Annotated in this window: 12 protein-coding genes and 1 tRNA gene; 9 read left to right on the forward strand and 4 right to left on the reverse strand. The window is 69.4% G+C overall.

Features of this window, described 5'->3' with window-relative positions:
• Window positions 1-9: 9 nt before the first annotated feature.
• From LZ199_RS00095 to gltX, 3 genes are all read right to left on the reverse strand, one after another.
• Window positions 10-80: transfer RNA gene (locus tag LZ199_RS00095), tRNA-Gln, on the reverse strand.
• Window positions 81-156: 76 nt separating this feature from the next.
• Entirely contained in the window at window positions 157-564 is a 408-nt protein-coding gene (locus LZ199_RS00100; protein WP_253991572.1) for a hypothetical protein, read from the reverse strand.
• Window positions 565-620: 56 nt separating this feature from the next.
• On the reverse strand, window positions 621-2,060 hold the full coding sequence (gene gltX, locus LZ199_RS00105; protein WP_253991573.1) for a glutamate--tRNA ligase: 1,440 nt from the start codon (window positions 2,058-2,060) through the stop codon (window positions 621-623).
• A gap of 87 nt (window positions 2,061-2,147) precedes the next feature.
• On the opposite strand from gltX, the gene LZ199_RS00110 reads away from it, so the two are divergent.
• From LZ199_RS00110 to LZ199_RS00125, 4 genes are read left to right on the forward strand one after another with little or no spacing between them, the layout of a single operon-like run.
• Window positions 2,148-2,711, forward strand: a complete 564-nt coding sequence (locus tag LZ199_RS00110; protein ID WP_253991574.1) for a hypothetical protein — start codon at window positions 2,148-2,150, stop codon at window positions 2,709-2,711.
• A complete protein-coding gene (locus LZ199_RS00115; RefSeq protein ID WP_253991575.1) occupies window positions 2,708-3,589 on the forward strand; it encodes a myxosortase-dependent metalloprotease, MXAN_2677/MXAN_2678 family in 882 nt (293 codons plus the stop codon). Before LZ199_RS00110 ends, LZ199_RS00115 begins: the two co-directional genes overlap by 4 nt.
• A complete protein-coding gene (locus LZ199_RS00120; RefSeq protein WP_253991576.1) occupies window positions 3,586-4,542 on the forward strand; it encodes a myxosortase-dependent metalloprotease, MXAN_2677/MXAN_2678 family in 957 nt (318 codons plus the stop codon). The genes LZ199_RS00115 and LZ199_RS00120 overlap by 4 nt, the downstream gene beginning before the upstream one ends.
• 10 nt (window positions 4,543-4,552) lie before the next feature.
• Window positions 4,553-5,272 (forward strand): HAD family hydrolase, encoded by a 720-nt coding sequence (locus LZ199_RS00125; protein WP_253991577.1) that lies wholly within the window; start codon window positions 4,553-4,555, stop codon window positions 5,270-5,272.
• 39 nt (window positions 5,273-5,311) lie between these two features.
• Here the strand turns inward: LZ199_RS00125 and LZ199_RS00130 are convergent, their stop codons facing one another.
• On the reverse strand, window positions 5,312-7,366 hold the full coding sequence (locus tag LZ199_RS00130) for a TonB family protein (protein ID WP_253991578.1): 2,055 nt from the start codon (window positions 7,364-7,366) through the stop codon (window positions 5,312-5,314).
• 247 nt (window positions 7,367-7,613) lie between these two features.
• Here LZ199_RS00130 and LZ199_RS00135 point away from each other — a divergent pair, with 247 nt between their 5' ends.
• Genes LZ199_RS00135 through LZ199_RS00155 form a run of 5 tightly spaced genes read left to right on the forward strand, consistent with a single transcriptional unit; the run spans window position 7,614 to window position 12,146 of the window.
• Window positions 7,614-8,180 carry a chemotaxis protein CheW gene (locus tag LZ199_RS00135; protein WP_253991579.1) on the forward strand — a complete coding sequence of 189 codons (567 nt, stop codon included), beginning with the start codon at window positions 7,614-7,616 and terminating at the stop codon, window positions 8,178-8,180.
• The gene (locus LZ199_RS00140) at window positions 8,177-9,538 is read left to right on the forward strand and encodes a CheR family methyltransferase (RefSeq protein WP_253991580.1); all 1,362 of its coding nucleotides are present in this window, start codon (window positions 8,177-8,179) and stop codon (window positions 9,536-9,538) included. Before LZ199_RS00135 ends, LZ199_RS00140 begins: the two co-directional genes overlap by 4 nt.
• A 31-nt stretch (window positions 9,539-9,569) precedes the next feature.
• The gene (locus LZ199_RS00145; protein ID WP_253991581.1) at window positions 9,570-11,168 is read left to right on the forward strand and encodes a methyl-accepting chemotaxis protein; all 1,599 of its coding nucleotides are present in this window, start codon (window positions 9,570-9,572) and stop codon (window positions 11,166-11,168) included.
• The gene (locus LZ199_RS00150) at window positions 11,165-11,575 is read left to right on the forward strand and encodes a response regulator (protein ID WP_163868430.1); all 411 of its coding nucleotides are present in this window, start codon (window positions 11,165-11,167) and stop codon (window positions 11,573-11,575) included. The genes LZ199_RS00145 and LZ199_RS00150 overlap by 4 nt, the downstream gene beginning before the upstream one ends.
• A gap of 7 nt (window positions 11,576-11,582) precedes the next feature.
• Window positions 11,583-12,146, forward strand: coding sequence for a chemotaxis protein CheW (locus LZ199_RS00155; RefSeq protein ID WP_253991582.1), 564 nt, complete (start codon window positions 11,583-11,585; stop codon window positions 12,144-12,146).
• Window position 12,147: the final 1 nt, after the last annotated feature.

Below are 12,147 nucleotides of genomic sequence, written 5' to 3' on the forward strand. Positions count from 1 at the left end.
TGCTGCGAGCTGGGGAACTAGGATTCGAACCTAGATAAGCAGAGTCAGAGTCTGCTGTCCTGCCGTTAGACGATTCCCCAATCACTGCGGCTGCCTCTACTACCAACACCGCCCAGCGACTGCAACAACTTCGGTGGACGGCTTCTGCTGCGACTTCTACTTCTTCTTCCCCGGTTTCGTCTCCGGCTTTTTCGCCGGTTTGACCGCCTGCTGCGTGGGGACGATGTAGATGCGAACTTCCTCGTTCGCCTCGTAAATATTCAGCCCCGCGAAGTTCTTCCCCGAGGGGTTGGTGATGTGGACCGCTTTCACGCCCGGCTGGTTGACGATCTGCCGTCGTGGATAGTTGCTCGTCGAGTAGACCGAGCGGTAGTAGTCCAGCGTCGAGTCAAAATCCTTCGGCACCCGGTAACGGTTCTCGCCCACCTTCTGGGCACCGTCCGGAAGCTGCGCGCCGCTGACCACCTCGGCCCCCGCCCCCACCGCCCAGAGCGCACACAGCGCCGCACCGAGCGGGCGCGCCTTATAGAAATGCCGTTTCATGGTGTCAAGCGCACGCATCATGGGTCGTGAAGATAGGTGCCGAAGCGGCGGACGTCCACCGCTTCGTCGGGCTGACGTCACCCGCCTCGCGCGAGCGCGGCGTCCATGCGCCGCAGGGCTTCTTCCCGCCCCGCGAGCAGCAGCGTCTCGCCGATGCCGGGGCTCGTCGTGTTGCCGGTGATGGCCACCCGCACCGGCTGCGCCACCTTGCCCATGCCCACGCTCGAGGACTCGCTGACGGACTTCACCACGCCGTCCAGCGCCTCCACCGTCCACTCGGGCAGCGCGGCGGCCGCGTCGCGCACCTTGCGCAGCAGCACGAGCGAGTCACCGACGAGGTGCTTGGCCGCCGCCTTCTCGTCGAGCGTGACGCCCGAACCGAAGTAGAGCGCCGCCGTCGTCGCCATCTCCTCCAGCGTGCGAGCGCGCTCCTTGAGCGCATGCACCAGCGGCACCAGCCGCGAGTCCCCCTTCGCCTGGAAGCCCTTGGCCTCCAGGAAGGGCACCAGCCGCTCGGCGACGGTGGCCTCCGGCAGGAGCTTCATCCACTGCTGATTCAGCCACAGCAGCTTCTCCGGGTTCCACACGCCGGACGTCGTCCCGACGTGGGAGAAGTCGAACCACTCCTCCATCTGCTCGCGGGTGATGACCTCGTCGTTGCCGTGGCTCCAGCCCAGCCGGATGACGAAGTTGCTCAGCGCCTCCGGCATGATGCCCGTGCGCTTGTGCAGCATCACGTCCGCCTCCGGGTGCTTGCGCTTGGAGAGCTTCTCTCGGTCCGGCCCCAGGATGAGCGGCAGGTGCGCGAAGTCGGGCGGCTGCCACCCCAGCGCCTGGTAGAGCATCAGCTGCGGGAAGGTGGAGTTGACGTGCTCCTGCCCGCGCGCCACCAGGGTGATCTCCATCAGGTGGTCATCGATGACGCAGCCGAAGTTGTAGAGGGGGATGCCGTCCGCGCGCAGCATGACCCAGTCGTCCAGGTCCGAGTACGGCTTGGTGATGACCCCCAGCGCCTTGTCGTCGAACGACACGGTGCCCTCGGTGGAGGGCATCTTGAAACGGATGACCGCCTCCTCCTCGCGACGACCCGCGGGAGGACCCTTCAACTCACGGCACGTGCCCGGGTACTTGTAGAAGGCGCCGGACTTCTCCGCCGACTCGCGCTGGGCCTCCAGGTCCTGCTTCGTGCAATAGCAGCGGTAGGCCTTGCCCTCGGAGAGCAGCTTCTGGGAGTGCTCGCGATAGGTGTCCAGGCGCTGGGTCTGGAAGTAGGGCGCGTGCGGGCCCTCCTTGCCGGGGCCCTCGTCCCAGTCGATGCCCAGCCAGACCAGGCCGTCGAGGATGGCCTGCACCGATTCGGCGGTGGAGCGCACGCGGTCGGTGTCCTCCATGCGAACGATGAACGTGCCGCCGAACCTCCGGGCCTGGAGGTAGTTCATCAGCGCCGTACGGGCACCGCCAATGTGGAGGTAGCCGGTGGGCGAGGGAGCGAAGCGGACGCGTGGGGCAGTGGGCATACGGGCGCGCGGATTAGCAGGGCGGGGATAGAGGGTCAACGCGGATGGGCACGCTGAGGTATGGTGCGCGCCGAGGAGAGAAATCGTATGTCGATTCGTCAGCTATTTCGCATGGGGATGGTGACGGTGGCCCTGCTGGGTGCCTTGCCCGCGGCCGCCACCACGCAGCTCCGGGTGGATCTGTCGCAGCTCTCCCGGGACTCGGACACCGTCATTCACGGCGTCGTGCGTCGCGTGGAGAGCCGGTGGAGCGGTGATGGCCGGCGCATCGTCACCGACGTCGAAGTCGAGGTGAAGGAGCCGCTCAAGGGACAGCCGGGCAACACGGTGCTCGTGACGCAGCCGGGTGGCCAGGTGGGCGATATCGGACAGGTGGTGCACGGGCTCGCCTCATTCAAGACAGGCGAGGAGGTGGTCATCTTCCTGCGCAAGCGCGGCACCCAGGCCTTCCGTCTCTCCGGCGAGGCCCAGGGCAAGTACCAGGTCCAGCGTGACGCGGCCGGCAAGCCCGCCATGGCCGTGCCCGAGCCCACCGAGGCGCTGCTGCTGGACCCCGTCACGCGCCAGCCGACCACCGCCGTGGAGAAGCCGAGGACTCTCGCGGAGCTCAAGGCGGCCATCCGCGCCGCGCTCACGGAGCCGACACCGTGACGCCCGTGGCGACCCTGCTCGCGGTCCTCGCGCTGGGACAGTTCGACCCGTATGTCCGCAGCCGCGTGACGCCGGGCGATGACGCCACCCAGTGCCTGTACTGGACGGTGCCGAGCATCACCTGGAGCCAGAGCACGCTCGGCAATCCGGACACCCAGGGCGACACGGAGTTCGACGCCGTCCGCGTCTCCTTCCAGAACTGGGAGGACATCTTCGCCGCCTGCGGCAACCTCAACCTGCAGGAGGGGCCGCGCATCGCGGAGCGGAACGTGGGCTACGTGCGCAACGGGGACAACCACAACGTGGTGCTCTTCCGCACGAAGGTCTGCAGCGCGGTGGTGGCGGGCTCGGACGCGTGCTGGAAGGAGGAGACGTGCGCCAATCAATACGACTGCTGGGATGACGACCAGGGCACCCTCGCCATCACCCTGACGACGTACGACAAGCGCTCGGGCATCATCTACGACTCGGATATCTCCTTCAACGCGAGCCAGTACGCCTTCACCACGTCGAACGGGCCCACGTGCTTCCCGCCCGTGACGACGAACTGTGTCTCCACCGACGTGCAGAACACCGCCACGCACGAGATTGGCCACTTCGTCGGGCTGGACCACACGCGCGCCGCGGGCTCCACCATGAACCCGAGCGCCCAGACCGGTGAGGTGTCCAAGCGCATCATCGACTCCGGCTCGCGTGACTTCGTGTGCTCCGTCTACGCCAGGGGCGCTCCCAGCCAGGCGTGCCTGCATCCGGTGGTGAACGAGGAGCTGGGACCCAAGGGTGGGGGCTGCTCCGCGACGGGCGCCTCGTCGCTCGGCCCCGCGCTGATGGCCTGGGTGCTGTGGCGGCGGCGTCGCGCGCGGGAGGCCCGCTCATGAAGGCGCCGTGGATGCTCGGCCTCGCGCTCCTCGTCTCCTCGCCTGTCCTGGCGCAGGAGTTCTCCTACCGTCGCACCGTCGTGCCGGGCCGGCCCCTGTGTCTGCTGTGGCCGGTGCGCGAGTACGTCTATCACCTGGACGCGGACGGCAGCGCGCGCACGCCGGGCGACACCGAGGTCGCCGCGATTGAAGCGTCGTTCGAGTCCTGGCGGCAGGTGTCGAAGACGTGCAGCGACTACGTCTTCAAGCGAGGCGAGGACTGGAGCCTCCCCGTGGCCGTGGGCTACGACCAGGAGAACCGCTACGCCAACTACAACATCGTCACGTTCCGCGAGACGTCCTGTAACGACGTCGTCGCGGCGGACGACCCGTGCTGGGACGCGGAGACGTGCGGCAACCAGTACACCTGCTGGGAGCACGGAGACGGCACCATCGGCCTCACCACCTCCACGTTCAGCTTCACCGACGGCCGGGTGCTGGACTCGGACATCGAGTTGAATGCGTCCCAGCCCGGAGGCAGCGTGGGCTTCCTCTTCACCACGGTGGACTCGCCGCCCTGCAGCGGCCCCCCGGCCACCCACTGCGTGGCCATCGACCTGCAGAACACCATGACGCATGAGATTGGCCACGTCGTGGGGTTGGACCATGTGCCCATCTCGGGCGCCACCATGGAGCCCTCCGCGCCGCCGGGGGAGACGCGCAAGCGCATCATCGACCCGGGCTCCGCCGAGGGCTTCTGCTCCATCTACCCCGAGGGCCTTCCGCCCAATCAGTGCCTCATGCGTGCTGAAGCGGGCATCGTGCTCCTGGCGGACGGGCGGGGAACCGGCTGCACCGCGGCCCCTGGCGCTGGTGTCACGGGGGCCTGGCTTGCCGCCCTGGCCCTGCTGAGAGGGAGGCGGCGGACGGGCGGACGTCGGGACGGCGCTGCGTCCACGCGTGAGCGGACCTAGAACGAAGAACGTGGCTGTCGCCTTCTTCGACCTCGACAAGACGTTGATCGCCGCCAACTCCGGCTCGCTCTGGGTCCGCCGCGAGCTGGAGCTGGGGCACATCAACCGGTGGCAGGCCCTGCGCGCGAGCCTGTGGATTGCCCGCTACCACCTGGGCTTCGTGTCCATGCAGGACGCGCTGGAGCGCGCCGTCGCGTTGCTCGCGGGCTCCCGGGCAAGCCCCATCCAGCAGCGCACCGCGAACTTCTACGAGCAGACGGTGCGCTCGCTCTATCGCCCGGGCGCGCTCGTCGCGGTGGAAGAGCACCGCCGCGCCGGTGACAGGCTGGCGCTCCTGACGTCGTCGTCGGGCTACCTGTCGGACTGGGTGGCGCGCGAGCTGCGCCTGGACGCCGTGCTGTGCAACCGCTTCGAGGTGGACGCCCAGGGCCTGCACACGGGCCGTCCGCTGGGGCCCATCTGCTTCGGCGAGGGCAAGCTCACGTACGCGCGGGGCTACGCGCGCGAGGTGGGCGTGGCCTTGTCGGCGTGCGCCTTCTACACGGACTCGTACTCGGACCTGTCGGTGATGGAGGCGGTGGGGCGGCCGGTGGCAGTGCACCCCGACCACCGACTGAAGCGCGAGGCGCGCAAGCGAGGCTGGCCGGTGGTGAGCTGGGGTGTTCCGTCCGGAGGGGGCGTCCTGTCCGTGCCGCCCGCGCCTCCGGTGGTGCCTTCCACCGGGCCCTGAGCGAAAGACGCCCGACGGCCCGGCGGAAGCGGTGTGACGTCAGCGGCGCGGCGCCACCAGCCGCATGCTGAAGGTGTAGTCCACGTTCACCGGATGGCCCTGGTACATGATGGGCTTGTAGGTGCGCGACTGGAGCGAATCCAGCACCGGCTTCTCCATGTACGTGACGGACTTGATGACGCGGCACTTCTCCACGCGGCCCTTGGTGGTGATGGTGCAGCGGACAATCATCACGCCCTCGGCCTTCGCCGCCATCGCCTCGCGCGTGTAGACGAGGTCCTTGCTCTGGTCGATCATCTCCGGACGGGACATGTCCTCGTTGTAGGGCAGCACGTCGCCGCGCGCGGAGGCGAGCGCCGCGGTGGGGAGCACCGGCACCGCCAGCCCACCGGACACGCCCTTGGCCTGCGTCGCCGCCGCCGCGCCCACCGCGCCCGCCGTCGGAGGAACCACCGGCTCCGCGGCAATCGCCTGCGTGGGGGAGAGCATCACCGGCGCGGACATTCCGCCCGGCGTCGCCACGGGCTCGGCCACCTCGACCTCGTCCGTGGCCGAAGCGGCGGACGCCACCTCGATGCCACCGCCGCCGCGCGAGCCGCCCCGGCGCTTCTGGAGCTTCTGCGACAGCACCACCTCGCCGGAGCCGCCCGTGACGACGGTCTCCATCTGGTAGCCCTCCATCGCGAAGGTCAGCTCCACGGTGATGGAGCCGTCCTGGCCCGCCGGCAGCTCCAGGGTGAAGGGCGTCGTGCCGCGCTCCTTGCCCCGGTAGAAGACGCGCGCGCCGCTGGGCTGGCTCATCAACTTGAAGCGGACCTTCTGCGCGCCGGCGGGGATGACCGCCTCCTGCGCGGGCGCCGCGGGCTGAGCCTGCACAGGGGCCTGCGCCACGGCCTCCGGCTTCGTGTCCGGAGCCTTCGCGGGGTCCTTGTTGCTCATGAGGAAGATGGCGCCCGCGGCGACGAGTCCCGCCACCGCGAGGCCGCCCAGGCCGCCGATGGCCAGCGTGCGCTGACGTGCGCGCTGGACGGCGACGGGCACCTCCACGCTGATGTCCACCGCGAGCGTGTCACCGGAGTCCGTGCCCGAACTGCCGGCGCTGGAGAACAGCGGGGACGGGTAGGGGCCCGTCGTCGTCGCGCCACCCGGGCGCTTGAAGATGCCGCTGTTGCCGCCCGCGGACATGCTCGCCTCGCGCAGGCCCTCCAACAGCTCGTCCATCGTCTGGAAGCGCCGCGCCGGGTCCTTCTCCAGGCAGCGGCGCACCACCGCCTCGATTTCCGGCGGCACCGCGATGTCCGGGCGGAGCTGCTGGAAGGTGGGCGGGGCTTCCTTGTAATGGGCGAAGATGAGCTCGATGTGGTCCCGCGCGATGAACGGCGGGCGTCCCATCAGCATCTGGAAGAGGACGATGCCCAGCGAGTACACGTCGCTGCGCGCGTCCGTCGCGTTGCGCGCCTGCTCCGGCGCCATGTACTGCGGCGAACCGAGGAATGTTCCGTTCTGGGTGATCTCCGGGGAGATCTGCCCCTCCTGCGGCGCGGCCACCGACTTCACGAGCCCGAAGTCCAGGACCTTCACCAGGTCCTGGTCCTGCTCGTTGAGCAGCATGATGTTCGCGGGCTTGAGGTCCCGGTGGATGATGCCCAGGCTGTGCGCCTCGCGCAGCGAGCGGCAGATCTGCTGGGTGATGGCGATGGCGCGGGACCAGGACAGTGGTCCCACCTGCCCGAGCACCTGGGCCAGCGTGCGGCCGTCCAGGTACTCCATGGCGATGTAGAAGATGCCATCGTCCGTCTGCCCGTAGTCGATGACGGTGACGGTGTTGGGATGGCGCAGCTTGGAGGTGAGGGAGGCCTCGCGCAGGAAGCGCTTCTGGAAGCCGGGGTCCCGGGTGCTGGAGTAGCTGGGGTTGAGGACCTTGAGCGCGACGACTCGCTCCAGGGGGGCCTGCACCGCTCGGTAGACCTTGCCCATGCCGCCAACACCCAGGGGATCCAGGATGCTGAAGCGACCGTTCAGGGTGCGGCCGATGAGTGGATCCGCGCCCGTCGCGGCAGGCGTCTCGGGGTTCGACGAGTCGCCCTTGATCATTCGTACCCCCTGACAACAAGCAACATGGATTCTCCAGGAGTGTGCCGGGTACGCATCAAACCATATCTCCACTTCCGGACGCACTCCCGGCCTGGATGATCCATGACTCACCAGGGTGGCTGACAGCACACACCGGGGCCGTCGGATGTGGGACGGTCCATTTCACCCCGCATTGACGCTCCTTCACTGCCCGGATTAGCGTGAGTCCACCCGCGCGCCAGGGCAGAAGCGGGCGGGGCCGCCCCCCATGGCAGACACCCCCAACTCCCCCGTCATTGAAGCCCAGCTTCGTCGAACCTCCGTTCAGGAGCGGCTCGGCGCGCTGGAGGTCGAGCAGGCGCGGCTGCGCCAGGAGCTGGTCTCCCTGTCGGGAGAGCTGCGACTGCCGGGCCTCTATCTCACCCTGGATGCCGCGGGCACCAGCGCGCTGCTGGTGGCGGACGCCGTCCAGGAGGTGGTGCGACTGGTGGAGCTGGAGCCGCTGCCCGGAGCCCCGCCGCATGTCGCGGGGACCTTCATCTACAGGGGAAACCCCGCCGTCGCCGTGGACCTGGCCGCGCTCCTTGGCGTCAAGCGCGAGCCGGCGCTGGATGCGCACCTGGTCATCTGCAAGGGCGCCCGGCCCGTGGCCGTGCTGGTGGACCGCGTGCGCGACCTCGTCGAGGCGCCGGTGCTGGTGGAGGGCACTCCGGACGGCGACGTGGCCTTGCCGTGGGATGGCACCGGGCTGATGGCGGGCCTGTGCCGGACGCCGGAGGGGATTCGCCCGCTGCTGCGCATCTCCGCGGTGCTGGTGGGGTCGGAGGGGACGTGAGCGACGCCGTCCTCGATGACGCGACGCTCGTGAAGGTCGAGGAGGTCCTCCGGGCCGCCTGCGGCCTGACGCTCGCGCACAGCCTGCGACGCTCGCTGGAGACGGCGCTGGCGCGCTCCGCCGAGACGCGGAACCTGTCGCCCGCCGCGTTCCTGAGCGCGCTGTTGCGGCGGGACGCGCAGGTGGTGGAGACCTTCATCGAGCACGCCGTCATCGGCGAGACGTACTTCTTCCGCCACCCCGAGCACCTCCGCTCGCTCGCCAGGCTGGCGCCGCCCCAGGCCGGGCCCTTCTTCCAGGTGTGGAGCGCGGGCTGCGCCAGCGGTGAGGAGCCCTACAGCATCGCCATGGCGCTGCTCGCGGCGGGCGTGCCCGAGGGCCACTTCCGCGTGCTGGCCACGGACGTGTCGGGCCGGGCGCTGGAGCGCGCGCGGGACGGAGTCTACGGGCCCTGGTCCCTGCGGCACATCGAGCCGGAGCTGGAGAAGCGCTTCCTGGAGCCCCGGGGCGAGCACTTGTCCGTGGTGCCCCAGGTGCGGCGCATGGTGGAGTTCCGCCGGCACAACCTGGCCATGGAGCCGCCGCCCGTGAGCGCTCCGAGCGCCATCTTCTGCCGCAACGTCCTCATCTACTTCCCGCAGGACCTGGTGCGGCAGGTGCTGGAGAGCTTCGTCTCCGTGCTCGCGCCGGGTGGCCTGCTCTTCGTCTCGCCCGCGGAGGTGCCGCTCACCAACGGGCTGGGCCTGGAGGCGGTGGACGCCGAGGGCAGCGTGGCCCTGCGGGTTCCGCCCCCGGGCTGGACGCGCCCCGCGCCGCCGACTCCGCGCGCCGTTCGCGACGCGGCCACGGCGCTGCGTGCCGCCGCCAAGGCGCTGCCGCCCCGGCCGCCTCCCTCGCCGGAGCCTCCGCCGAAGCCCGTCGTCGCGGAGCGGACGGTGACGCCTCCGGTTCCCACCCTCAAGGACCCGATGGCGCGGGCGCTGGACGCGGTGCGGGCCGGGCAGTACGCGGAGGCGGAGACGCTGGCGCGCGAGGCCGCGAAGGCGCTGGTGCCGGAGGCGTATCTGCTGCTGGCCATGGTGGCGGAGGAGCGCGGAGAGCTGAACGGGGCGGTGGAGGCGGTGCGCAAGGCGCTGTACCTGGAGCCGAGGCTGGCGCTGGGACACGCGACGCTGGTGGCCCTCTACGGGCGCATGGACCGGCCCGAGGACGCGGAGCGCGCACGGCAGAATGCGCTGCGCGCACTGGACGGGCTGGACGACGAGCAGCCGTTGCGCGGAGTGGAGACGATGACCGCCGGAGGCCTGAGGCAGGCCCTGGCTCCAAGAACGCAGGCCGGATGGCAGGGTGCGCGCTGATGACGCGCAATCCTCACCGGTGGGAGGCAAAGTGGACGTCAAAGAGACGAAGCTGACACTGCCGGCACGACTCGCGGTGGGACGCCTCAGTCTGCGCTTCAAGATTGTCGCCGTCACGGGTGTGACGGGCGTGCTGGTGGCCAGCATCCTCATCCTCGCCTTCTGGGTGCAGATGAGCGGCGCGCAGCGGGAGGACCTGTCGCGGCGCTCGCGCTCGGTCAGCTCGGAGCTGTCACGCACGCTGGCGCCCATGCTGGTGGCCAGTCAGGACGCAAGCCGCATCCAGTCCACGGCGCACGGCGTGCTGAGGCACGTGCCAGACGTGGCCTACGTGCTGGTGCGCGACGCGAAGGGCGAGCTGCTGGCGGAGGTGGCCGCGGAGCGCTTCGCGGGCGCGGACCAGCCGTCCGCCGACGGCGACGACGCGGTGGAGCGCCGGCTGGTCATCAACGACGAGTCGGTGCTGGAGTCCACGGTGCCGGTGCTGTCGCCGGGGGCCAATCGCCGCGTGGGCACCGTGCAGGTGGCGCTCCATGAGGAGGCGCTCACCAACGCGCTGAAGGGCACCACCCGCTTCACCGTGGTGCTCGGCATCTTCATCCTGGCCGCGTGCCTGTTGGCCTCCTGGTTCATGTCGGGGCTGCTCGTCGTCCCGCTGGAGCGGCTGGCGCGCGCGGCGTCGGGAATCGCCGGCGGCAACCTGCGTCAGCAGTTCGACACCGTGGCCTCGGACGAGATTGGCGAGGTGTCCCGCAGCTTCGCGGCCATGTCGGAGGGCCTGGCGCACCTGCTGGAGGACCTGCGCGGCGCGGCGGCGGAGATGGAGAAGGAAGCGGTGGGCGTGTTGACCACGTCCACGCAGCAGTCCGCCATGGCGCACCAGCAGGCGTCCGCCATCAGCGAGACGAGCACCACCGTGGCCGAGATTGCCCAGACGTCCAAGCAGGCGACCGCCTACGCGGACGCCGTCATCTCCCAGACGCAGAAGTCGGAGACGCTCAGCTCCGAGGGCCAGAAGGTCGTCTCGGAGAGCGTGGCCGGCATGGAGAAGCTGGGTGAGCAGGTGAAGGCGATTGCATTGTCCATCACCGACCTGAACGAGCGGACCCTTCAGATTGGCGACATCATCAGCACGGTGAAGGACGTGGCCGAGCAGTCGAATCTACTGGCGCTCAACGCCTCCATCGAAGCGGCCAAGGCGGGTGAGCACGGGCGCGGCTTCGCGGTGGTGGCCACGGAGATGCGCACCCTGGCCGAGCAGTCGCGGCTGGCGGCGGAGCAGGTGCGCGGCCTGCTCAACGAAGTGCAGAAGGGAACGCGGGCGGCGGTCAGCGCGACGGAGGAAGGCAGCCGGCGCGCGCAGGCGGCGATGGAGCTGGCGCGTGGCGCGGGCTCGGCCATCCTCGGACTGTCCGAAGTCATTCGCGAGTCCTCCGGCGCGGCCCGGCAGATCGCCGGCAACACCCGGCAGCAGACGATTGGCGTGGAGCAAATCGCCGCGGCGATGGGCGAGCTGACGTCCGCCATGGGAGACTCCGTCGTAGGGACGCGACGCATCGAACAGGTGGCTGGAAACCTGACCAATCTCTCGAAGCGCTTCTCGGACCTGGTGGGTAGGTACCAGCTATGAACGCAAACGTGGCGACGACACGACAGGCCTTGAAGGTCCTCATCGTCGAGGACACGAAGACCATCACCAACTTGCTCCAGGTCTACCTGATGGGATGGGGATTGGAGTTCATCGACGCGCCCAATGGCGTGGAGGGTTTGAGCAAGGCGCGAGAGCTCAAGCCAGACCTCATCATCTCCGACGTGCAGATGCCGCTGATGGACGGGTTCGCCCTGTGCGCGGCGGTGCGCGCGGACAGCAACCTGCACAACATCCCCTTCATGATGCTCACCTCCCTGAAGGACGACGCGAGTCGCCAGAAGGGCAAGCTGGTGGGGGCCAACGCCTTCCTCAACAAGCCGGTGTCGGTGGATGACCTGCGCTCGAAGGTGAGCGACATGTTGAAGCTGCCCGCGAAGACCCGGTGATGCCCGAATGCCGAGTGACGAGGTCAAGGTGAACAACGCTTCCTCGGGCTCCAAGCCCCAGCTCGACGTCGCCCATGCGCCTGGAGTGAGCGCGGAGAAGCGCCGGGAGGTGCTCGGTGCCCGCGCGCGCGCCCTGGCCGAGTCTCGTCACGAGGAACACCACGAGGTGCTGTCGGTGCTCGCCTTCCAGGTAGGAGGCGAGCGCTACGCGGTGCGCATCGAGCACGTGGACCATGTGCTGGAGGCGCGCGGCATCTCCTCGCTGCCCGGCGCGCCGCCGCATGTGCTGGGCGCGCTGGCCAGCCGCTCCCGCGTGGTGCCGGTGTTGGACCTCCGGCAGCTGCTCGGGCTGGAGGGCGGCGGCATGTCGGACCTGGGGAAAATCGTGGTGGTGGAGGTGGGGGAGGAGAGCTTCGGCCTGGCGGCGGAGACGGTGGAAGGCCGCAAGGAGTTGCCGAAGTCGGAGCTGTCACAGCCCCCGCCCGGACCCTTCCTGTACCTGACTCCGGACCGGCTGACGGTGCTGGAGCTGGAGCAGCTCGGAGGCCCGGCCGGCCAGGCGCGGGAATAGA

The organism is Myxococcus qinghaiensis (assembly GCF_024198215.1).
Lineage (GTDB): Bacteria > Myxococcota > Myxococcia > Myxococcales > Myxococcaceae > Myxococcus > Myxococcus qinghaiensis.

What these genes read in the sequence shown, in the direction of transcription:
- LZ199_RS00100 (WP_253991572.1), bottom strand. Translation starts at nt 564, where the DNA reads ATGATGCGTGCGCTTGACACCATGAAACGGCATTTCTATAAGGCGCGC.
- gltX (WP_253991573.1), bottom strand. Translation starts at nt 2,060, where the DNA reads ATGCCCACTGCCCCACGCGTCCGCTTCGCTCCCTCGCCCACCGGCTAC.
- LZ199_RS00110 (WP_253991574.1), top strand. Translation starts at nt 2,148, where the DNA reads ATGTCGATTCGTCAGCTATTTCGCATGGGGATGGTGACGGTGGCCCTG.
- LZ199_RS00120 (WP_253991576.1), top strand. Translation starts at nt 3,586, where the DNA reads ATGAAGGCGCCGTGGATGCTCGGCCTCGCGCTCCTCGTCTCCTCGCCT.
- LZ199_RS00130 (WP_253991578.1), bottom strand. Translation starts at nt 7,366, where the DNA reads ATGATCAAGGGCGACTCGTCGAACCCCGAGACGCCTGCCGCGACGGGC.
- LZ199_RS00135 (WP_253991579.1), top strand. Translation starts at nt 7,614, where the DNA reads ATGGCAGACACCCCCAACTCCCCCGTCATTGAAGCCCAGCTTCGTCGA.
- LZ199_RS00150 (WP_163868430.1), top strand. Translation starts at nt 11,165, where the DNA reads ATGAACGCAAACGTGGCGACGACACGACAGGCCTTGAAGGTCCTCATC.
- LZ199_RS00155 (WP_253991582.1), top strand. Translation starts at nt 11,583, where the DNA reads ATGCCGAGTGACGAGGTCAAGGTGAACAACGCTTCCTCGGGCTCCAAG.